Origin of the sequence: Comamonas fluminis, from assembly GCF_019186805.1 — a bacterium.
Classification (GTDB): Bacteria; Pseudomonadota; Gammaproteobacteria; order Burkholderiales; family Burkholderiaceae_C; genus Comamonas; species Comamonas fluminis.
The window spans coordinates 3,545,982-3,567,315 of sequence record NZ_CP066783.1; the positions used below are offsets into that span (position 1 = coordinate 3,545,982).

Here is a 21,334-nt window from a genome sequence, read left to right on the forward strand (position 1 = left end):
TGGCCATGGCTGTATCGCTCATCCCGCGCAAGCGCGTCACATCCAGCTTCAGGGAGTGGCTGCGCCACCTGCCCAAGCAAGCGCATGTGGACCACCACCTGGCGCGCATCATCGAGTCCGCACCACGCGAGTGGCAGAGCGCCATCCGCGCCCGCTTTATCCAGACGGCCCCCATGCCGCCTGCAGGCGTGGCCATGGATTCCAAGGAATACGCACGCTGGGAGTTGGGCCTGCCAACCGAGAGCGAGCAGGCATGGACACAGCTGCAAGCGCTGGCCGACTATGAAGACCGGTATGGCGATGCGCTGCGCCTGAACATGAGCGATGACGAGATCTGCGCCTGGGCCAAAAAGCTGGCCGAGGATGTGGAGGAGTTTGACAACCGCATCGCGGTGCATGCCACAAGCACGCTGAGCTTTCCCAAGCTGCAGCCTGCATCGCCCAAAGTGATTCTGCAGGCCCGGGTCGATGCGGTGCGCCGGATTGTGGATCTGCTGGGGGTTGAAGTCAGCAAGCCCATTGAGGGTGAATCCGACATCGCCAGTGCCAAGTGCGCCCGCTGGTGGCGCCGCCGTCTGCGTCGTCACATCGCCCGGGTGGTGGAGGCTGGCGCCATCAATATGGGGCTGGTGCACCTCAATAGCGGCGGCTATGTGAGTCATAGCGGCCTGCACCGCCGCAAGGGTCAGCTGGCACGCAATGCAGAGGCGCTGGGTCGCACGTATTTCAAGAATGAAGCGGGCCAGCATTACAGCCTGGCAGAGCTGTCTGCACTGAGCACATCCAACCCGACCATTCGCGGCGGTGAGCTGATGACGCGCATTCGCGGCGCCGAAGAGTACGCCGATGCCCATGGCCATGTGGGCCTGTTCCTCACGCTGACTGCACCCAGCAAGTACCACGCCATGCGGCTGGTGGGCCAGGGCAGCAGGCGCTGGGCCGAGCGCAACCCAAAGTTCAACGGTGCTGACCCACGTGAGTGCCAGCAAATGATGCTGGCCTTGTGGAAGCGCGTACTGGCCAAGCTGGACCGCGAGCAAATCAAGCGCTATGGCCTGCGCGTAGTGGAACCACACCACGACGGTACACCACACTGGCACATGCTGGTGTGGACGGAAGACAAGGCGGCGGCCCGAAAGCTGGTCGCAGTCATCCGCAAATATTGGCTGAGCGAAGACGGTAACGAGCGCGGCGCGCAAGAAAACCGCGTGGATGTGAAGCGCATGGAAGCTGGCGGCGCTGCTGGCTATGTGGCCAAGTACATCGCCAAGAACGTAGGCCACATCGCCCTGGCCGAGCACATGGATGTGGTGATGGGCCAAGAGATCCAGATGCGTCTGGGCCTTGACCAACCAGTGCAACCAGAGCTGACCGACACCAATGGCATGGCCGCCCAGCGCCGCGTGGACGCATGGGCCGCCACCTGGGGCATTCGCCAGTTTCAAGCCTTCGGCATGCCCAGCGTAACGGTGTGGCGCGAGTTGCGCCGCGTGAGCAAAGACCAGCCCGAGCAGCTGGATCTGTTTTGCCAAGAAACCCAGCACAAAGTGCAGCGCGCCTATCAGGCCTGCCACCGCGACGGTGAGGTGCGCGCCGACTGGCGTGCGTTCATGCAGGCCATGGGCGGCCATAGCTGCAAGCGCCATGACTGGCTGCTGCGCCCTGCCCGCCGCGCCGCCAAAGCTGGCGCAACCAATATGTATGGCGATGAGCTGACCGTAGGGCCAGTGCGCGGCGTAGAGATCCAAACGGGCCGCGCACGCGGTCACTGGCTGGTGAGCCGCCGCATTGCGTGGAGCCACTGCACAGAAAAGCCCATGGCAGCACACGCCGAAGGTGTGGCTGCAGACGCCGAAGGTGTGGCTGCAGACGCGGATGGCGTCATCAACACCCCAGGCCAAGAGGCGCAGACACGGCAGGCTTTGCCTGCCGCTTGGACTGGTTTCAATAACTTCACGGGCCGCCTTCAGGGCGCCGCCGCTGAACAGATATCGATCAGCAAAAACCGTGAATCAGGCCAGCAAAACAGCCGCCTGGACCCCGATTCAGCCGCCTACCAGCGCCAAGCACTGGCCAACCGCTTTCAGCAAGCCGCCCATTTCTTCAAAAACGCCCATTGATCCATCACAGGAGGAATCGCCATGTCTGAAAACACCGTCAACACCACAGGAGAAGTCGATATGAATACTCAATCTGGCGTCAAAACGCTGCGCGAAGAATTTGAAGGCCTGTACGCCGGAATATTCGATCTGCAGAAGTCGGGCGATGCCTACCTGAGCCCAGTAACCCAAGCTGCGGCAATTGCCTGGTTTGATGCATGGGTGAGCTTCACCACGGTAGAGCATGCAGCGGGAGCGCTGCAGCTGAATTGCCACGGCGCAGCCAAGCGTGCGGGCTGGTGGCAACACCCCGCAACTGGTGAGCCAGTGCAAAACAACCCCTACTGCTTTTCCAACAAGCTGATGCTGATCGTCAGCGAGGTGTCGGAAGCCATGGAAGGTGATCGCAAGAACCTCATGGATGACAAGCTGCCGCATCGCCCTATGCGCGAAGTGGAGCTGGCCGACGCCGTGATCCGGATCTTTGATCTTGCTGGTGCCTACGACATGGATCTGGGTGGAGCGATACAGGAAAAGCTGGCATTCAACGCCCAGCGCCCCGATCACAAGCTGGCCACCCGACAAGCCGCTGGCGGCAAGGCGTACTGATATGACCGCCCGCCGCACCGAACCGAGCCGCGCCGCCGTCGATCAGTCGGCGGGCTTCAAGTACACGCGCTCAGAGAGCACCGATCTGGCCAAACGCTTTGCCGCCATCAAGCGCGAGCAGGCCAAGGCCCAGCGCGAAGCCGCTGCAGCCGAATTTCAGCAGGCCCAGCAGTCGCTGGAGCTGGAGCAAGGCGCGCAAGTGCTGCCACTTTTCAAACAAGCCGTCTGACCGACAAACCACAGGAGCCATCACCATGGACCACGCAATCACAGCGCTGCACAGCTACCGCGCCATCCTCATCCCGCTCAATGCGAGCTCAGAAAACCTTGAAGACCTGGCCGACGCCGGTCTGCTGCCCACGATTCGCCTGAAGGCAAGCAACGCCACTCAGGCCGAGGCTCGCGCCCACCTAGCCAGCGGCAAGGGCGTGCTGCGTGTTGAGCGTGTGGAAGAAGGTGGGCAAGCATGAAAAAACTGATTGCGATAGGCGAAGCAGTTGCAGCAACGAAGCCTCTCATCAAGCCTTGCAGTGATTGCCCTCTCCGACGTGATGCATTGGCCGGTTGGCTCGGAGGAAGCACACCAGAAGAGTATGCGCGCCTGTGTCACTCGGATGCCGTTGTGGAGTGCCATGTTCATGCAGGTAGTCGTTGCGCAGGACTGGCGATTTATCGAAGAAATACATGCAAATGGCAACCCAAGGAACACCAGCTCCCGGCAGATCACGAATCAGTGTTCTCCAACATTGTTGAATTTGTAGAGCACCACTCTCGCGCAAATGCTGGTTTGCCCCAAAGAGGACGCACATGAACAACGAATACCTGAGCAACCAGGAACTGAGCCGTCTCACCGGCGGCAGCGAGAACTCGCATAAGTCCCACTGGCTCAAGCTGCGCAGCATCCCTCATCAGCAGGACGGCAAGCGCATCATCGTTTCGCGGGAACATGTCCGCAATTGGCTGGAAGGCAAGGTCACGCTGACGCGAAGCGGCATGAACCTGGGCGCCATCCGATAGAAAGCAAGGAGCAGAAGATGCCCAAAGTCACCAAGTACCCGCGCTTGCGCACCAAGGTCTACAAGGGCAAGGGTGGCAAGGCTTATGTCTACTACGTGTACGACATGCGCAAGGAAAACAAGCCCGACATTCGCCTGGGCACGGACTATGCCAAGGCCCTGCAGAAGTGGGATGAGTTGCATAACCTCCGTCCGCAGGACATTGGCAGAATCGAGGAAGCCTTTGCACGCTGGGAAGAGCGGGAGCTGCCCAAGTACAGCGCGGATACCTATGCAGGCTACCTGAAGAACCTGCGCACCATCCGGCCCGTGTTTGGCCAGATGGTCTGGGATGAGGTGGACCTACCCACGCTGCGCCAGTATCTGGACCTGCGTACCGCAAAGACACAGGGCAACCGTGAAATGTCACTGCTGCGTCTGATCTGGGGCAAGGCCAAGCTTTGGGGCATGACCCGCACCCCATGGCCTGCCGAGGGCATTCGTGGCTGGAAAAATGAGGAAAACGCCCGGGTCTTTGAGGTAACGCCTGAGCTATTTCGCGCCGTGTACGCCCAGGCCGATCAGGTACTGCGTGACAGCATGGATACGGCATCCGCCACGGGCATGCGCCTGAAGGATGTGATTGCGGTGGAGATGCCTAGGAATGGCCTGCTCAAGCGCATCGCCAACAAGACCCAGAAGGTCAAAGGCGCCATTGAGTTCGACATTGCCGATTCTCCGGTGCTCACCCGCATCGTCCAGCGCCGCGAGCTGGTGGACACGCTCTGCCCCAATCTGCTGGTGCTGCCCAATGGTCTGCCGGTGACCTACCGCATGATCTCCCGCCGCTGGGAAGACGCCCGCGATGCCGCGGCCTACCGCGCCGAAGTCACCGGCGACGATGAACTGGGCAAACGCATCCGCCAGATGTACCTGCGCGACATGCGCAGCTTCGCAGCGAACCTGGCTGAAGACATCGATGAAGCATCAAAGCTGCTGGACCACAGCAGCGTGAACGTGACGCGCAAGCACTACCGGACGCGGGCTACGCGGTTGAAGGCAGTGCGGTGAATGTGTGCGGATTTTCCCCGCACGTGATTAATAAAACTTGCTGTTGCTTTCAATCCGTGCTCTCTCCGCCTCGGGAAACCGTCTTTCGGCGAGTAGCTGTTCAGAAGCCATTCGCCCATCTTCCAGAGCACCGGCATACCATGCAGAGCTGGCCAGCTCATCCAGAGCCCGCCATTCATAGACAGACGCATCGACAAACAACAGATCCTCTGTTTTCTTGATGCGAGAAGCACGCAAGGCATAGAGGTGAGCCAAAGTCATATGCCCCTGCAGCCTTAGATATCTGGACAGCTCGTAAAGAGGCTCTGCCCGACTTGGGCGCAGTGCATAAGCGCGCAAATATGCCTGCTGCACATCCGTACTGGAGCGCTGTAGCCTTTCCATCAGTACTGCAACCTGGAATGCGGCATACCAAGTTTCTTCGGCCCAGCCTTGAATTCCCATCCGTTTTTCGTATTGCTGCAGACTCTCAGACAGCAGGCCAGCATCCCGGTAGCTTTGGGCAAGATAGAAGGTGTACCGAGGATGATCCGACTGCTTTGCAAGTGCTTTTTTGAGCACCTCAATGTCTTTGAGATATGTGGATGGGTCTCTGGCTCTGGCTCCATCTCTGCTGACGTGAATTTCTGGTCCAGCAAGCAATTCCCATTGATGAGGCTCAGGACAGGTCAAGTACTCGTGAATCACGCCTTCCCACGCCCAATTCCGACGGGTAGAGATCAAGCTGTTTCGAGAATACTGGGTCGAATTCAGAATGCATTTGAAGAGATATCCATCAGCATCCAGCTCTGGCCACTGAAAGCCTGACGGTAGTTGCAGCTGCTCATCCGCATCGATGAAAAGCACATAGTCAGCGTCGGATTGAGCAAAGACCAAGGCCTCATTTCGATTGTGCGCAAAGTCAACCCAAGGCCGTTCATAGAGCGTGCCGGGGATACCGGCCATCGCCTCCTGCACAAGCTGCTGCGTCCCATCAGTAGAGCCCGTGTCAACGATGACCCATCGATCAATCCACGGCTTAACAGATTCGAGGCAGCGCTTTATTACAGGAGCCTCGTTTTTCACGATCATGCTCAAACTGATGCTTTTTTCTGACATGGCGAGAAATTGAAATCAAAAAAGGGAGCAAGGAAAGCAGAATCCACGGCCTATCCGTGGAGCTTTAAAAATGCGAACTTCTGTCAATCCGCTTCTTGCCAGTTTACTGGTTGGTCTCACAATTTCTTTGTCAGCCTGTGGCGGTGGAGATGATGGAGGCGAAGCCAGCGTCCCCACCACCTCTGGCTTTGTGCTGCTTGGGGCAAAGACTGCACCAGCCAGCACAGTCGGCAAAGATGGCGACTTTTATTTGGACAGCTCCACAGGCAAGCTCTATGGACCCAAAGCAAATGGAGCATGGCCCACTGACCCACTGACGCTGATTGGCCCTGCTGGCCCTGCTGGCGTAGAAGGCCCTGCTGGAGCAGAGGGCCAGCCTGGATACACGCCTGGCGCCGTTCTGATTACTGGTACGCGCGCACCCGCAAGCACTGTGGGCCGTGACGGCGACTTCTATGTCGATATCAGCACGTATGCGCTGTATGGCCCCAAATCCGGAAATGTTTGGGGCTCGACTATTGGTACTTTGAAAGGAGCCACTGGTGCCACCGGCGCGACAGGTGCAACCGGTGCAACCGGCTCTAATGGAGCAGCAGGGGCTGATGGTGCTACAGGTGCCACCGGCCCTGCCGGTGCAACAGGCTCCACTGGAGCAACAGGCCCTGCAGGTGCCACAGGTGCAACTGGATCTACGGGTGCTGCAGGTTCGACAGGTGCAACAGGCTCTACAGGCGTAGGCGGCGCCACTGGTGCAACTGGCCCTGCAGGTGCAACTGGATCTACTGGTGCGGCAGGCCCGACAGGTGCAACAGGCTCTACAGGCGTAGGCGGCGCCACTGGTGCAACTGGCCCTGCAGGTGCAACTGGATCTACTGGTGCGGCAGGCTCGACGGGTGCAACAGGCTCTACAGGCGCGGGCGGTGCCACTGGCGCAACAGGTCCTGCAGGTGCAACCGGTGCAACTGGATCCACCGGCGCAGCAGGCCCGACAGGCGCAACAGGGTCCACAGGTATTGGCGGAGCAACAGGTTCAACTGGCCTGACCGGCCCAACAGGAGCTACTGGCGCGACGGGATCTACCGGTGCTGCAGGCCCGACAGGAGCTGATGGAGCGACCGGTGCAACAGGTCCTGCTGGTGCAACTGGGACCGGGTCCACAGGTTCAACCGGAGCGACAGGCCCTACAGGCGCGCAAGGGCCTGCCGGTGCAACAGGTGCCCAGGGCGCGACAGGAAGCACTGGCGCACCCGGCGCAACGGGCCCCGCGGGCGCTCAAGGTCCAGCTGGTGCGACAGGTAGTACAGGAGCAACTGGTGCAACCGGCGCCACCGGAGCAAGTGGACCTGTAACCTATTCTTACTACATTAATGATGCAAATAACTGGGGAGCGACCCAAGCATCAACAAGCAGCAACGTTTACTACATGACGACAGGTAGTGGATGGACACAGTCCGTGGACAACGGAGTCCTAATACCTAGAGCATGCAACAACCTAAAGTTTCTAGCGACCCTGTCCGGGACTCTAGCCGGTTTAACATCCACTTACAAATTGGAGCTTCTGAGCTCAACACCTCTGTCAGCCCCCCCTGGCACTCCCATTAACACTTTCAATTGCACCGTTGGTAAATCAACCCCTTCATGCAACATCTCTGAGCAAGGAAGTCTCCTTATTCCCTCCGAAAGTATTCTCCAAGTCCGGGTTAGTGGAGGAACTCAAAACTTTTCAGAATGGACAGGTGCTCTTTACGCTTCCGTGGTCTGTGGTGATTAACGCATGACACAACTCTCAGCGGATTGAGAATTCATAGGCGCAAAGTACAGCCAACAGAATGGCGTATCGGTTCTGACTTTGCGCCTAAAGCTCGCCTCAAAGCCAGCCTGTACAGGTTATGCAATAAGACTCAAAATCCCCCGCCGCAAGGCGTGCCGGTTCGATTCCGGCCCCGGGCACCACATACAGAAAAGCCGTTAAGTTTCAAAGACTTAACGGCTTTTTTCTTTTTCGTTTTCATTCACACAAAACTCTGTTTCCGCCAAAAACCATGGCGTTAGCAGTTTCAATTTCCTGCGATGGAGCCCTGCCGCATTCGCAAGAACTGCCTGTGCCCAAACATGGTGTGAATCTGCAGCACCTCACCGCCCAAGCCAAAGCACTCGAAAAGGCTTGAGTGCAGCACTTCTTTTCCTCTGCCCTCATGGCTATCACCTGCCAGGAAGGTTTGCCTCAAAACAACATCAGATTAAAATGATCCGAAAAATGAGATCAATTTGATTTCATTTGTTATGATGAATCCATCGCAATCGGATTGAACAAGGAAGCAGATGTCAACTCTGGACCGCGCCATTGAGATCGCCAGCTCCGCCCATGCAGGACAGGTGGACAAGGCTGGACAGCCCTATATTTTTCACCCCATCCGCGTGATGAATCGCGTTGAGACGGAACACGAAAAGATGGCAGCCGTTCTGCACGATGTGGTGGAGGACACACCCATCACGCTTGCAAACCTGGAGCACGAAGGCTTTCCTGCCGAAGTGCTGCAAGCAATTGATGCACTGACCAAGCGCAAGGGCGAGACACGGCTTGAAGCAGCCCTGCGCGCTGCAGCAGACCCGATTGCGCGCACCGTCAAGCTGGCTGACAACGCCGAAAACATGGATCTGTCGCGCATTGCCAGCCCCACAGACAAGGATTACGCCCGGCTGCGCGAGTACGAGCAGGTCAGAGCCATTCTTCTTGCTACCCACTGAATACGCCGCACCGCCATGAACAATGAAGAACTACTCTCCAGCCTTTCTGCCGCGCAGCGGCTGCGCCTGACATTTATAGAGTTTCGCGTGTGGTTCTATGGCGCTGTGGCCCGCAAGCATGTGCTGGAGCGATTTGAAGTTGCCACCGCGGCAGGAACCCGCGACCTGATGCTCTACAAGCAACTGGCCCCCGAAAATGTGAGCTACGAGCACAAGCTCTATCTCTATCAGCCAACGTTCAAGCCGCTGTTTGCGCATGACCCCGAGAAGGTTCTGGCCGCACTGACATCCGGTGTCGCCGCCGCGGATTCCGGCACGGCCAGCGAAACCATTTCCTTCGCTGCACCCAGACGCCTGAACCAGCCAGACCTCTACACGCTGGCGACCGTCACCCGGGCGATTCACAAGGGGCAGATTCTGGCGCTGACCTATCTGTCCATGAAAAAAGGTGCCGGCGCCCGGGTCATCGTGCCCCACTCGCTGGTGGACTCTGGACTGCGCTGGCACGTACGCGCCTTCGACCGCACCAAAGGGCATTTTCGCGACCTGGTGCTGACGCGCATGGAGGATGTTCGCGCATTGATGGACTGCAGCCCCCCTGCCCTGCCCGAGCGGATAGCCGCCGATACGCAGTGGAACCAGATGTTCAAGCTGACCTTGATTCCCCATCCATCGCGCCCGCACCCCGAGGTGATTGCCAAAGACTTTGGAATGCAGCAGGGGCGCTTGCAGGTTTCATTGCGCGGCGCTGTGGCCGGTTATGTGATGCGGCAGTGGCAGGTGGACTGCAGCCCGGATGCGCATCTGAACGGCCCCGAAGTCCGGCTGCGCCTGGCAGACCCCGCTGAACTGCACGGTGCAGGCAGCGCAGCACTGGCACCGGGCTACATCGTCAAGTCCTGACCCTATTCAACGCCTGAAGGAGCGACTCAAGATGCCGCAGAGCCTGCCCCAACCTTCCGCTGATTTGCCAGCGCAAGACAGTGAGTTGATCGAGCACTCTGCGGATTTGATGCTTTTTGCACGCTATCTGCAGCGCCTGCCGACCCACGTCAAGGTCACAGTGAAAGACACCGAGCACGGCGCTGATGTGTATGCCATTTACCGGAACGATGCTGGTGAATTTAGCTACCAGTTCGCACGGTTGATTCCGGATGAGAAAGGAGTCAGCACCCTGGGTAGCGATATTTATGCCGAAATTCACAAGGCATTTCGAGCTGCCCTGCCCGCATCTGGCTATCTGGGTTTTCGTGGCTGTGGACGTTTTGCCATCGCACCGCTCATGCTCGTTGCCAAGCTGTACGAGCGTTATGGCAGAGGCATTTTCCTCGACGGAGATTCAAAACCGCGCCCGTGCACGGCCATTGAATCGCAATACGGCTGGCAGATCCGCAATTTCCGCACTGATGCACCACTGAGATAGTTTCCCACCCGAAATACAGGAGGAGAGATGTCCAAGCTAAAGTCCAGATTTCGCCCCAAGGCCCCCAAGCCACTGAAGCCTTCGGCACCTAAAACCTGGCATGTCGATATTCATGAATCTGAAGCCGACTGGGGCGTGCGACTGGATGAACGCCTTGTTTTTCCGACTGAAGAACAAGCCTTGGCATACGCCCAGAAATTCAACGAAGAAGCAGCAACATATGCCACTGCGCAGCAGTCGTTTCATGCCTTTGCATATTGCAAAAAGCTCACCAAAGAATAAACCAGGGATTTAAAAAATGACTGATAAGAAACTGATTGCGGAAGAAATTTCCACCATTCTGTGGGAACTGGACCCCATGACAACCTGCTGCAACGCCAACGAAGGTATGGAGGATGAGTATTCCAGTGAAGCTGCTGAAATCACATCACTTGCGAACAGCGGAATGCCGGTTCGCCAAGCAGTTCAGGAGGTCTTTGAAAAATGGTTCTGGGAAGACTGCCTGACTTCCGGTTCAGCCCCTACCAAGCTTGATGTGATTTTAGAAAAAATCTCAAAAATTTCGCCGTAATTGCCTACACCGTATTTTCAGACCTGTGCAGAATAAACGGCACAGGCCCTCTCTTTAAAAATCTTTGAAAGGCTTGAAAAACATGGACAACAAAGAAGAGCTGGAAGTTTACCGAGGCATCAAAATCAAGATTCAGCAGTCTTTTGATGGCCTGCCCGGTTTTTACACCGCCATAGCAGGCACTTTTGATGGCGGTGACCGCGCCATTCTCGACACGACCTGCTATGAAGAAATGATTGAGGCCATCGACGAATACTTCGAATGGAAAAAGCAACGTGATGCCGAAAGAGGCATTCCGCCCAAGCCCTGAATCATTCCCCAAGCAAAAAAGCTCGCTGCATGTAAAAAGCCGCCCGTTTTCACAAACTGGGCGGCTTTTCTCTGGCCATGAAATCTCAAACTGTTCAGAAAGTGCGGCGAATCAGCGTACGCCCGGCGTCGGTGATATGCCAGTGCCGCTCGGTGTCCTGGGTCACCAGGCCACGCTCCAGCAGGCGTTTGGACAGGTAATCACGAGCGGCGGACCACAGCGATACGTCCTGCCCCATCTCCAGTTGCTTGAGGGTTTCCAATTCATCGACCGTTGGTTCATACACTGGTGCGCGATAGACTGCGGTTTGCATGATGATTTCTCCTAAGCTCGTGCTATATCACTGGCTGCTCCGGCCCCGAAGCGCCTGAGATTCAAGATAGACCTGCGCGCCGTAGCGCGCAATAGCTGGCTTTCGGCTTTACCTAACTTCACGCCGCCTTTCAGACCCGTGGCTGAGCGCTGAACCCGGCGCTTGGCCGCTCTTATTTTTGGAGCTAGCTGCCGCCATGCTGTATGCGCTTGCCACTCTTTTTGCCTTTAATTTACTGGGAGAGCTGCTGGTGCGTGTCTCTGGCCTGCCGTTGCCTGGCGCGCTGGTCGGCACGTTGCTGCTGCTGATAGGGCTGCTGTTCTACAAGCGCCTGCCCAAGCCGCTGGAAGACACCGCGCAGGTTTTGCTGCAGAACATGATGCTGCTGTTCATCCCCGTGATTGCGGGCGTAATGCTGGAGTTTGACCACCTGCGCCGCGAATGGCTGCCGTTTGTGCTGTCCTGCGTGGTGGGCGCAGCCGTCACATTTACCGCGACGGCGCTGACTTTTCGCTTTTTTCTTCAGCGCGAACGCGCCAAAAGCACCAAGGATGAAGCAGCAACCGGCAACGAGCAGGAGGCCGCATGAATACCCCCCTACTTGAACGCCTGTCCACCGCCTGGACCGGGCTGGCCAATGCATCGCCCCTGCCCTGGCTGGTACTGACCATGGTGGTCTATCTGGTGGCCATGGCCATCTACAAGAAAAGCGGCAGCCGCCCCATGCTGATTCCCGTGTTCACTGGGGTGCTGGTGGTGGTGGGCATCTTGGTGCTGACGGGTACGCCTTACGAGACCTACCGCAGCGGCGTATCGCTGCTGGGGCTGATGATTGGCCCGGCCACGGTGGCGCTGGCCATTCCGCTGTACGCACAGCGTGAACGCATCAAGCAGCTGTGGCTGCCCATCAGCGTGGCCCTGCTGGTGGGCTGTGTAGTGGCGCTGTTTTCTGCGCTGGGCATAGCCTGGGCTTTTGGCGGCTCGGAAGCGACGCTGATTGCTGTAGCTCCCAAGTCGGCCACCATTCCCATCGCCCTGCCCATGGCCGAGCGCTTTGGCGGAACACCTTCGCTGGCGGCCGTGGCCGTGGCCATTACCGGCATCAGCGGCACCATGATGGCGCCGCTGCTGTGCCGCTTGCTGCGCCTTAAAGACCCTGCGGTGCAGGGCTTTGCCATTGGCCTGACGGCCCACGCCATTGGTACGGCTCGCTCCATTCAAATCAACCCCACGGCAGGCGCATTCTCGGCTCTGGCCATGGGCCTGAACGGCGTGGCGACGGCGGTGATGATGCCGCTGGTGCTGGCCATTACGCCCTGGATTTAGTCATTTTTTGATAGCTGCTAGCGCTTTATTCATAAGGACTAGAGACTCAGAATTCCTATTTTTTAGGCCTGCGATAGGCCCAGACCGCCAGCAGAATCAGCACCATGCCCAGCGCCTGCACCGGTGCGGGGTGGTGGCCAAACCACAGCAAATCCACCAGCACCGCCACGACGGGGTAGATAAAGGACAGACCCGCAATGGCCTGCGCGCTCAGGCGCTGAAAGGCGGCGTACATCAGCGTGTACATCCAGGCCGTGTGCACCAGCCCGAGCACCACCACTGCCGCCCAGGCCTTGGCTGAAAACTGCGCGCTGGTGGCCAGCTGCCAGGCCGGTGCGGCCAGCGCCAGCACACCGATCACCATTTGCAGCATGGCAATCTGCGCCGGGGCCAGACGCTTGAGGCGCTGGGTGGCCAGCGTGGCCACGGCATACAAGGTGGCGGCAGCCAGCGTCAGCAGCACACCTGCCGCTGATGCAGCATGCCCGCCCTGCAGCAGCCCGCTGCTCAGCGTCACGCCTATCAGCGCCAGCAGCAACCAGGGCAGCTTACGCACAGGCAGCGCCTCTTGCCCCAGCATCGCCGCCAGCAGCAGCAAGATAAAAGGCTGCACGTGATAGACCACGGTGGCCACGGCAATCGAGCTATAGCCATAGGCCGTGAACAAACACACCCAGTTCAGCACCAGCGCCAGCCCGCCCACTGCCAGCCAGAGCGATTCCGCCCGCGTAGGCCGCAGCCACTGGCGCGAATACGCCACCCAGGCCGCCAGCCCCAGTGCGCCCAGCAAGCAGCGCAGCCAGACCACCAGCATCACGGGCAGGCCGCTTTCCACCACCAGCAGGCCGATGGTGCCCGACAGCAGCATGGCCAGCACCATGCGCCAGCTGCCGCCCCGGGGCGGAGCTGCGGAGAGAATAGCGGGTGCTACAACCTGCGGGGTGGCCTGCGGGATGGCCTGCGTGGCGGCAGCGCCTGGGGCTTGGGTGAGTGGTGGTGTGTTCATGGCGTAAGCGTCGCGTATTGCGCACCACGCATCAATGCGTCACCATGCAAATCACCGTTGCGCCGTATTCAACAAAAACCGCTTTCAAAGCTGCTTACCCTGCCCCCATGCTCACCGAACACACCTTGGTCCCCGAAATGCTGGTCTTCGCCAAAGTGGTGGAGCTGCGCGGCTTTGCCGCTGCGGCGCGCCAGCTGGGGCTGACCACCTCGGCCGTCAGCCGCAGCGTGGGCCGGCTGGAGGCGCACTGGGGCGCGCGCCTGTTGCATCGCACCACACGGTCTGTTTCGCTGACCGAACTGGGCGCCGAGGTCTATGCTGGTTGCGCCCAGATGGCCCGCCTGGCACGCGAGGTGCACGCCACCGCCGGCCACTATGGAGACACCCCGCGCGGCACGGTACGCATCAGCGCCCCGGTGGTGTTTGGCGACATCTGGCTGGCCCCGCAACTGCCCGCGTTGCGCCAGCGCTGGCCGGCCGTGGAAATCTCCATGCAGCTGAGCGACCGCATGGTGGACCTGACCGAAGAAGGGCTGGATCTGGCCATCCGCATCACCACGCCCGCCCAGTTGCCCCCCGGCTTGGTGGCACGCGCGCTGCGCCCCGTGCGCTACATCGCCGTGGCGTCACCCGCCTGGCTGCAGCAGTTGCCCAGCCCCCTCACCCACCCGCGCGATCTGGCCGATCTTCCTTGCATCACCCTGGGCTATGGCGATTTTCAAAACCAGCTGCGCTGGGAGCCGGTGGCGGCCCATAACCCAGCCCCGGTCGAGCTTGCCGTGCACACCCCCATCACCGTGGCCAGCAGCACCGGGATCGTCACCCTGGCCCTGCAACACCAGGGCGTGGGCATTGCGGCCGACTTTGCAGCAGAGCAGGCCCTGGCCGATGGCCGCCTGGTGCAACTGCTGCCCGGCTGGCAACTGTGCGGCGGCTATGCCGAACGCACGGCCTATGCGCTGTACCCGCCCACGCGCCATCTGCCGCTGAAAGTGCGAGCCTTGATTGACCATTTGGTGCAGGGAGAGGGAAATTGACAAAAATATGCTCATAAAAAATAATTTTTGAATCATCTTTAAAACTGGATGACAAAAAAGGATACGAGCATGCAGATACGGAAAGAAATGTTTTTAACTTTTCCCTTGCAATTTTTTCTAATATTAGGGTTAATGCTGAAACCAGCCATCGCCAGTGAATATCAAGTTGATATCGGTTGGGTGCCAGGGTTTATGTCTGAATACAATAATAAACAGACATATATTGCAGATGCATCCGGCAAGGTTATTACGCATTTCGGCGGTAGAAACATTGCAGGCGGAGAATTAGGCACCGGTGTGCAGAATTCTCCCAGATCGGATTTTCAAATACCAAGTTCCATGCTGGTCACATGGCTTTCTTTTCAAGATGGCAACTTTTGGCAAGCCCAAATAAATTTACCCAAAGAAGCCATATCCAAATTATTAAATGAGAAAATTCAAGGCGTTTTTGTTTCCAAGCCCTCTCAGAAAATTCGAAGATATGACCGAATTGTGGTGAATTCTGGACCGGAAGGAAAAGTTTATATTTTTCTCGGTGGTGCAGACATCAAATTCATTGGAGCGTATCAAGGACATAAAATAGATATTCCTTGGGAAACACATATACAACAGACTTGGTCCAATTCACCAGCACAAGCCATTACCAAAGATCAATATGTGACAAGGGTTAAGGCATCCCGTAAAAACGCCCTCAAAAAGGCCGAATCATTCAATGAAAAAATATTCCACCCCGTCCAATGGAAATTAAACACAAACTCACCAAAAAAATTGATTGCATATACTGCAAAGATGATGAATGGAGAAGATCAAACCGTTTTAAATAATGTGGATAGCACCACTTTAAACTATATCCCAAAACTATTTATATTGGATGTAAAAGAAGGATCGGTCAAATCACGTTACCGCGTCACATTGGATGCGGATATTGACTCAATTTTCCATGCAAATTTTAATGCTCAAGATCTTGTGAATTTCACTATAGATTTTTCCAGCCCCAATGAAGCCCATTTATATGTAGAACAAGGGGGCAAGAGAGTGGAATTTAAAAAAATAGATATTGAGGAAATGGGCCTATAAAACGGGTCGGAAGCCACCTGGGCGCCACTCCAGCACAGATACAGCCCCGCCATGCCCTGCTTCACCTTCACCATGTCCGGTTGTCCCCATTCCCCCTGCCCAAGCTTGTGGACAAGCGCGATGCGGCATCTGGATAAGCCTCCTAAGTCTTTGTTTCGCAATGACTTCGCAGTTGCCGCTTAAATTTTAGGCAAATCCACAATCCAGCGGACCCAGCCTGTGAACTATGCAATTCATAGCAGCTCACGCAATCTGGAAAAGCGCTGCAGACCAAGTTCTCCCCAATCCGGCGCTACAAGCTTGTGGACAAGCCCTCACCTTGGTTTGAATAACTGGCTTAAGCCATTGATTCCACGCAAAAAAGCCATGGCTGATTATTTTTTTATCAGCCATGGCTTCAGATACGCAAAAGACGACTTACTTCAGCGCACCCTGCCACTCGTCCAGGCGATAAGCGCTGTCCCAGAACATCCACTCCAGCCGCGCCGCATCCTTGTAAGCGGCGTGCATGGCCGCGCGTGTGGCGTCGTTGGCATCAGCAGCCAGGCGGTCCACCGTGGCACAGACCCCGCGCACAGCGGTGTGGAATTCCTCGCTGGCGTAGGTGTCCACCCAGGCCTGATAAGGATTGTCCTTGGCCGATCGCGCATGAATATCGCGCCCCACTTCGGCGTAAATCCAGAAGCATGGCAGCAGAGCCGCCACGGCCACTGGGTAAGGCTTGCTCCAGGCCGTAGACACGAGGAAGCTGGTGTAGTGGTGGCAGGCAGGCGTCAGCGGCGTGGCCGCGAACTGCTCGGCGGTAATGCCAAAGTCGCGCATAAAGCCGCCATGCAGGGCTCGCTCCACCACTACAGCTTCATTGGCCGCATTGGCAAACTGCACCACACCTTCTGCGTTGTCGGACTTGGCCGCCGTCACCGCAAGGGCGCGGCCATAGGCGACCAGGTAGTGCGCATCCTGAATCATGTAGTGGCGAAAGCGCTCCTGGCTCAAGGTACCAGCGGCCAGCTCCTGGTTGAAGGGCAGCTCCAGCGTGCTTTGAAACAGCGGCTTGTTGGCATCCCAGAGGCTTTGACTGAAAGACATGGGCAATATCTCCGATATTCAAATTCATAGCAGCCAGCGCATGCACTGGCTGAGGAACTTGGCATTCTGGTCGATATTTTCCGCACTGCGCCGCATGGCCGTTCAGCCCATGCCAGTATTGATTCAGATGCCCCGGGTGGCACAATTCACGAGGCACAGCAAACACTTCGCACCCAGCGCAGATCGCCTTCAATTTCCCGGAATATATGCTGCACACCCGCGCAATGCCGCATCGCTCTCAAGCAGCCACAGGTATCAGCAAGCGCATTGAAAAATCCCGCTTGCGCCTTCTTCTCGTTGGTGCAAGCGGGGCAAGCGGGACCGATGTCAGGCGCCCTCAATCCATCTTGATATTGGCAATCTTGACGTAGCGAGAGTAGCGATCTTTGTTAGCCTGCAGCAGGCCTTTGAGGAAGTCTCCGCCCGGCTTCTCAATCGGCTCCATTCCAGCGGGAATCAGCACTTTTTTCGTGAACTCGTCCGAGGCAACGATCTCCTTGATCGCATCTTCCAGTTGGGCCTGAACCTGCGCGGGTATGCCTTTGGGGGCAAACACCCCAAACCAGATACGGTTGTCAAACCCCGGCAAGCCTGCTTCGGTGAAGGTCGGCACCTCTGGCATCAGAATGCTGCGCTCCCGGCTCATGACTGCCAGCACCTTCAGACGGCCGCTTTTGACATGCTCATGAATGAGGGACGGCGACAAGATCAGAAACTGCACATCTCCGTTGATCAGTGCAGGCACCACTTCCGCCGAGCCTTTGTAGGGCACGTGATTGAAGCGGCCTCCAACCGATGACGCAATCGCTTCCGCAGCCAGGTGGGCGTTGCTGCCAATGCCGATCGAACCATAGTTGATGCTGTTACGCGGGTCTTTCGCGTACTGGATGAACTCCTTGAGCGAGCTCACCGGCAAAGATGAGTTGACGATCAAAAACTCTGGCGCATGCATGACCCCGCTGACCGGCACAAAGTCACGCGCAGGCTCGTAGCTCATCTTTTTATAGATCAGCGGGTTGATGGAGATAGTGGCATCCGTGGCATACAGCAGTGTGTACCCATCCGCCTTGGATTTCGCGACCAGATCTGCACCAATCATGGTGTTGGCCCCTGGCCTGTTATCCACCACCACGGACTGTCCCAGCTTCTGACTGAGCTTTGCCGCCAGTCCACGCGCCGTCGTATCGGCGGGCCCGCCCACAGGAAAAGGAACAATCAGTCGCAGAGGTCGCGAGGGAAATTTTTCCTCGGCCCATGTCCATCCGGCGCCGCAAGCCGCAACAGCCAGTGCAAGCAAGTTTCGTCTTTGCATGGTGTGCTCCTTATGCCTGCTCTTCGGCCAGCATGGCATCAATACGTCGACGTGCGCGCAATGCGCCTGAATCGCCAGCCAGGAAAATCGGCTTCATGTCCCAGAAACTCGTCTCTCCCATGGCTCGCTGCTGATGCTCCAAAACTGGCTTGTCCTCCACGGTGAAGGCTTTCTCAAAGCCATGACCAATCACGCGCGTCATCTCGCTGTCCTCCACGCAGTAGTCGCGGGACATGCTCCAGAAATAGTGATTGCTGGTTTCAGTCTCAGGGGTGACCAAATGCAGGCTGAAAGCCACCTTGCCGTCTTCGCGCCGACCGCCTGGCTCAGTCATCCCCATCTCGATCACCATATTGCTGGGCGGATACCAGGTTGTATCCAGCCACGAGTCCGCCAGACGATGCGCAAAGCCTCGGGACGCAGCGCTTAGTGGGGCCTGAAACTGGTTAGGCATCCAGCGCTTGAGCCGCAGATGCTCCGGCTTGTCTTCAATATCAGTCTTTACCGTCGCCAGGGCTTCAGACCCCAGCGTATCTGCATGCAGATAATTGGTATGCGTCAAGTCAAGAATATTATCAACCATCAGTTGATAGTTAGATTCTCCGCGTATATATCCTTTGACACTGGCCCAAGAGTCATCTTCAATATACCAAAAATCAGGAATTTTGCTTTCATCTGCTTTTTCAGGATCACCCATCCAGATATAGAGCAATTTCTGTTTCTCCACCAAAGGGTAACTTCGCACTTCGGCACCCCGTGGAATGGATTCACCACAGGGTGTTGCCGAGCATTTTCCCTGCGCATTAAAAACCAGCCCGTGATAGGCGCACTGCACGGTATTGCCTATTTTCTTTCCCAGATGCAAGGGAACGAATCGATGGGGACAGCGGTTCCTCAACGCGACAGCCACTCCATCCTCCTGACGAAACAACAGAATGGAATCACCAAGTATCGTTCTGTAAAAAAGGTTATCAGATCCAACCTCATCCGCCCAAGCTGCCACATACCACGCATTTTTAACGAACTTCATCGTGTCTCCTTAGTTTAATCATTGGATGAAATTGCCATTCAAAAGCCACCCCTTCAAACCCATGAAGGCTTCTTCAAAGATTGAAAATTAAATTTACGATGTGTGCTCAGCAGATGAAAGATACGTATGCTTATAATGCTTATCCAAAAAATGGATAACAAGGAGGCACGATGGATACGCGTTTGCTGACTTACTTTCTGCGAGTTGCCGAACTTGGCAGCATCAACAAGGCAGCCATTGATCTCAACCTGTCGCAGCCAGCCTTATCTCGCCATATGGCGGCGCTGGAACAGGAGATGGGGAATATACTTTTTCACCGCAGCAAAGGCGGGGTAACCCTGACTAATGCCGGTCAAATGCTGGCCGACCGCGTGCGTCCTCTGCTCAAGCAATTCACGGTTCTTAAAGAGCAAGTCAGTGAACAATCTTCGGGACAGTTAATCATCGGGTTTTCACCATCCTGGCACCATGTATTCACTTCTCGGTATGTGAAATCTTTGCTGGACGAGCGAATGCAATTGTCGCTACGTGTTTACGAGGATGTGAGCCATGTTCTGCGTGAGTACCTCTCCGCAGGGCTGGTAGACCTTTGCATTGCACCTTTTGATGCATCAGCGTCCCCCGCCTACCGCCAGACCCCTTTGGTGCGGGAGCCACTGGTTCTGATCGGCTCCAAAAGCAGCGGCCTGGATACCGAAAATGCATCATCGATATCCATCATTAAAGACAAAAAGCTGGTTCTTGCAGGAAAGTCCAATGCTCTACGAAATTATGTCGAACGACAGATACTTCGTAATGGATTCAAGCTGCAACTGGCCCTGGAAACCGACACCCTGACTTTTTGCCTGGATCTTGCGACGAGTGGTCGCGCATACACCGTCTTACCCGCAGGGGTTTTAGGTGATGCAGAGATTAATAAAAATCTTTCTTGGACACATCTGCGTGGAATGTATATCACCTGGAGTCTTTATGAAAACATGCGCAGCAGCCAATCTGACAGTGTCATGACCGCCAGAGACCTTATCTATAAAAATATCATGCAATGTGAATCAAATAAACAATGGCTAGGTGTCGAACTGCTTTATGGAAAGAACACCATTGAATAAATATTTCAAAAATAAATTACATGTAAAAAATATCCATAAAATGGATGAAGCCAAGAAATCCATAGATTCCTTAGCCTCTTCCTGAATTTAAAAATAAAATTCACACTCCAAAAAGACATTAAATACTCTGACAACTATTCATCATCAATAGCCAATGTATTTAATGAACTTCTCAGAATAATGTCAATTTATCTGGTCAAAAAGTCCTGAACCATTTTATTAAAAGCATCTGCATGCTCCCATTGCGCCCAGTGCCCGCACTGGTTAAAGACATGTAACTCCGCATTGGGAATACCCCAGATCAAGCGCAGACCAATATCCAGCGGAACAAAACGATCATCCCGTCCCCAGATTACCAATGTCTTGGCCTTTATCTCCGATAAGCGGGAGCTGTAATCACTGAACTGTTTGGGATTGATCTGCAGACTTTTGACAAAATTTTCCAGATGGTCACGGCGTGCAAGAATATTATTCAAGCGCTGCTGGTAAAGCTCTTCCGTCAAGCTGCTGGCGTCATATACAAACACGCTCATCATGCGCTTGATATTTTCCACCGTAGGATCGCGATACAGCGCACCAATCAACTTGATGCCTTCGGTGGGCATGGGCACAAAGCTGCTGGGCCCGCCAGTTCCCCCGCCCATCAAAATGAGCTTTCCAACCATCTCCGGGTTCGCCAGCGCAAAGCCAACGGCACTATGCCCGCCCATGGAGTTGCCAATGATGTGCACCTTGGCAAGCTGAAGCTCGTCCAGCACCGCCTTTAAACAACGCGCATTGAGGTCAGAGCGCGAGCCTGTGCTGACGATGGTGTCGCTCTTGCTCCAGCCCGGGCAGTCCAGCAAGATGACGCGGTAGCCTGCACTGACCAGCGGCTCGATATTGCGGTGAAAGTTGGCCCAGCCACTGGCGCCCGGCCCTGAGCCGTGCAGCATGACGACAACCTGCTCTCCACTGCCAACGTCGTTGTAATGCAGTTTGAGAGGCTTTCCATCTTCAGTAATGGTGACAAATCGGCTGGTTGATTCTTCAGTAATGGCGGTGTTCATATCCGTATTTCCGTGAGTGGAAAGCAGCTTGCGAAAAGATGCTCACGCAAGCGAGAAAAAGACTT

The 21,334-nt window shown here is 56.3% G+C and carries 26 protein-coding genes; 19 read left to right on the top strand and 7 right to left on the bottom strand.

Annotated elements, in window-relative coordinates; all coding sequences use genetic code 11:
- The first annotated feature begins 5 nt into the window (after positions 1-5).
- The 6 genes from JDW18_RS16420 (at position 6) to JDW18_RS16445 (ending at position 4,774) form a co-directional block, all read left to right on the top strand.
- Positions 6-2,120 carry a replication endonuclease gene (locus JDW18_RS16420; protein ID WP_218240468.1) on the top strand — a complete coding sequence of 705 codons (2,115 nt, stop codon included), beginning with the start codon at positions 6-8 and terminating at the stop codon, positions 2,118-2,120.
- Between the two features lie 21 nt (positions 2,121-2,141).
- Positions 2,142-2,708 (top strand): nucleoside triphosphate pyrophosphohydrolase family protein, encoded by a 567-nt coding sequence (locus JDW18_RS16425; RefSeq protein ID WP_246610003.1) that lies wholly within the window; start codon positions 2,142-2,144, stop codon positions 2,706-2,708.
- Position 2,709: 1 nt separating this feature from the next.
- Positions 2,710-2,937, top strand: a complete 228-nt coding sequence (locus JDW18_RS16430) for a hypothetical protein (protein WP_218240470.1) — start codon at positions 2,710-2,712, stop codon at positions 2,935-2,937.
- Positions 2,938-2,962: 25 nt separating this feature from the next.
- Entirely contained in the window at positions 2,963-3,178 is a 216-nt protein-coding gene (locus JDW18_RS16435; protein ID WP_218240472.1) for a hypothetical protein, read from the top strand.
- 337 nt (positions 3,179-3,515) lie between these two features.
- The gene (locus tag JDW18_RS16440) at positions 3,516-3,725 is read left to right on the top strand and encodes a DUF4224 domain-containing protein (RefSeq protein ID WP_218240473.1); all 210 of its coding nucleotides are present in this window, start codon (positions 3,516-3,518) and stop codon (positions 3,723-3,725) included.
- A gap of 17 nt (positions 3,726-3,742) precedes the next feature.
- Positions 3,743-4,774 (top strand): site-specific integrase, encoded by a 1,032-nt coding sequence (locus tag JDW18_RS16445; protein WP_246610005.1) that lies wholly within the window; start codon positions 3,743-3,745, stop codon positions 4,772-4,774.
- Positions 4,775-4,801: 27 nt separating this feature from the next.
- On the opposite strand, the gene JDW18_RS16450 is transcribed toward JDW18_RS16445, so the two are convergent.
- Positions 4,802-5,845 carry a glycosyltransferase gene (locus JDW18_RS16450; RefSeq protein ID WP_246610007.1) on the bottom strand — a complete coding sequence of 348 codons (1,044 nt, stop codon included), beginning with the start codon at positions 5,843-5,845 and terminating at the stop codon, positions 4,802-4,804.
- A 596-nt stretch (positions 5,846-6,441) separates the two neighbouring features.
- On the opposite strand from JDW18_RS16450, the gene JDW18_RS22755 reads away from it, so the two are divergent.
- The 8 genes from JDW18_RS22755 to JDW18_RS16490 all read left to right on the top strand — a co-directional run bounded on the left by JDW18_RS22755 (position 6,442) and on the right by JDW18_RS16490 (position 10,924).
- On the top strand, positions 6,442-6,609 hold the full coding sequence (locus JDW18_RS22755; protein ID WP_218240476.1) for a hypothetical protein: 168 nt from the start codon (positions 6,442-6,444) through the stop codon (positions 6,607-6,609).
- A gap of 102 nt (positions 6,610-6,711) precedes the next feature.
- Entirely contained in the window at positions 6,712-6,915 is a 204-nt protein-coding gene (locus JDW18_RS22760; RefSeq protein ID WP_218240478.1) for a hypothetical protein, read from the top strand.
- A gap of 1,279 nt (positions 6,916-8,194) precedes the next feature.
- Complete coding sequence (locus tag JDW18_RS16465) at positions 8,195-8,620, top strand: HD domain-containing protein (RefSeq protein WP_218240480.1); 426 nt, start codon at positions 8,195-8,197, stop codon at positions 8,618-8,620.
- A gap of 15 nt (positions 8,621-8,635) precedes the next feature.
- Positions 8,636-9,523, top strand: a complete 888-nt coding sequence (locus JDW18_RS16470) for a BrxR family transcriptional regulator (RefSeq protein ID WP_218240482.1) — start codon at positions 8,636-8,638, stop codon at positions 9,521-9,523.
- A 31-nt stretch (positions 9,524-9,554) separates the two neighbouring features.
- A complete protein-coding gene (locus JDW18_RS16475; protein WP_218240483.1) occupies positions 9,555-10,043 on the top strand; it encodes a hypothetical protein in 489 nt (162 codons plus the stop codon).
- Between the two features lie 27 nt (positions 10,044-10,070).
- Positions 10,071-10,325, top strand: a complete 255-nt coding sequence (locus JDW18_RS16480; protein ID WP_218240485.1) for a hypothetical protein — start codon at positions 10,071-10,073, stop codon at positions 10,323-10,325.
- Between the two features lie 16 nt (positions 10,326-10,341).
- On the top strand, positions 10,342-10,614 hold the full coding sequence (locus JDW18_RS16485) for a hypothetical protein (RefSeq protein ID WP_218240487.1): 273 nt from the start codon (positions 10,342-10,344) through the stop codon (positions 10,612-10,614).
- 82 nt (positions 10,615-10,696) lie between these two features.
- Positions 10,697-10,924: a hypothetical protein gene (locus tag JDW18_RS16490; RefSeq protein WP_218240489.1), complete on the top strand. Its 228-nt coding sequence runs from the start codon at positions 10,697-10,699 to the stop codon at positions 10,922-10,924.
- A 94-nt stretch (positions 10,925-11,018) separates the two neighbouring features.
- Here JDW18_RS16490 and JDW18_RS16495 read toward each other — a convergent pair whose 3' ends face one another.
- Positions 11,019-11,237: a hypothetical protein gene (locus JDW18_RS16495; protein ID WP_218240490.1), complete on the bottom strand. Its 219-nt coding sequence runs from the start codon at positions 11,235-11,237 to the stop codon at positions 11,019-11,021.
- A gap of 196 nt (positions 11,238-11,433) precedes the next feature.
- Here JDW18_RS16495 and JDW18_RS16500 point away from each other — a divergent pair, with 196 nt between their 5' ends.
- Both JDW18_RS16500 and JDW18_RS16505 read left to right on the top strand, forming a co-directional pair.
- Positions 11,434-11,826: a CidA/LrgA family protein gene (locus tag JDW18_RS16500; RefSeq protein ID WP_218240492.1), complete on the top strand. Its 393-nt coding sequence runs from the start codon at positions 11,434-11,436 to the stop codon at positions 11,824-11,826.
- The gene (locus JDW18_RS16505) at positions 11,823-12,563 is read left to right on the top strand and encodes an LrgB family protein (RefSeq protein WP_218240495.1); all 741 of its coding nucleotides are present in this window, start codon (positions 11,823-11,825) and stop codon (positions 12,561-12,563) included. Before JDW18_RS16500 ends, JDW18_RS16505 begins: the two co-directional genes overlap by 4 nt.
- A gap of 55 nt (positions 12,564-12,618) precedes the next feature.
- Here the strand turns inward: JDW18_RS16505 and JDW18_RS16510 are convergent, their stop codons facing one another.
- Entirely contained in the window at positions 12,619-13,443 is an 825-nt protein-coding gene (locus tag JDW18_RS16510) for a DMT family transporter (RefSeq protein ID WP_218243952.1), read from the bottom strand.
- Between the two features lie 233 nt (positions 13,444-13,676).
- On the opposite strand from JDW18_RS16510, the gene JDW18_RS16515 reads away from it, so the two are divergent.
- Complete coding sequence (locus JDW18_RS16515; protein WP_218243953.1) at positions 13,677-14,606, top strand: LysR family transcriptional regulator; 930 nt, start codon at positions 13,677-13,679, stop codon at positions 14,604-14,606.
- A 69-nt stretch (positions 14,607-14,675) separates the two neighbouring features.
- A complete protein-coding gene (locus JDW18_RS16520; protein WP_218240497.1) occupies positions 14,676-15,683 on the top strand; it encodes a DUF2931 family protein in 1,008 nt (335 codons plus the stop codon).
- A gap of 417 nt (positions 15,684-16,100) precedes the next feature.
- On the opposite strand, the gene tenA is transcribed toward JDW18_RS16520, so the two are convergent.
- The 3 genes from tenA to JDW18_RS16535 all read right to left on the bottom strand — a co-directional run bounded on the left by tenA (position 16,101) and on the right by JDW18_RS16535 (position 19,114).
- Positions 16,101-16,772, bottom strand: a complete 672-nt coding sequence (tenA, locus tag JDW18_RS16525) for a thiaminase II (RefSeq protein ID WP_218240499.1) — start codon at positions 16,770-16,772, stop codon at positions 16,101-16,103.
- Positions 16,773-17,109: 337 nt separating this feature from the next.
- A complete protein-coding gene (locus tag JDW18_RS16530; RefSeq protein WP_218240501.1) occupies positions 17,110-18,084 on the bottom strand; it encodes a Bug family tripartite tricarboxylate transporter substrate binding protein in 975 nt (324 codons plus the stop codon).
- 10 nt (positions 18,085-18,094) lie between these two features.
- Entirely contained in the window at positions 18,095-19,114 is a 1,020-nt protein-coding gene (locus tag JDW18_RS16535) for an aromatic ring-hydroxylating dioxygenase subunit alpha (RefSeq protein WP_218240503.1), read from the bottom strand.
- A gap of 170 nt (positions 19,115-19,284) precedes the next feature.
- Between JDW18_RS16535 and JDW18_RS16540 the strand changes: the two genes are divergently transcribed.
- A complete protein-coding gene (locus tag JDW18_RS16540) occupies positions 19,285-20,220 on the top strand; it encodes a LysR family transcriptional regulator (RefSeq protein ID WP_218240505.1) in 936 nt (311 codons plus the stop codon).
- A 188-nt stretch (positions 20,221-20,408) separates the two neighbouring features.
- Here JDW18_RS16540 and JDW18_RS16545 read toward each other — a convergent pair whose 3' ends face one another.
- The gene (locus JDW18_RS16545; protein WP_218240507.1) at positions 20,409-21,269 is read right to left on the bottom strand and encodes an alpha/beta fold hydrolase; all 861 of its coding nucleotides are present in this window, start codon (positions 21,267-21,269) and stop codon (positions 20,409-20,411) included.
- Positions 21,270-21,334 lie beyond the last annotated feature (65 nt).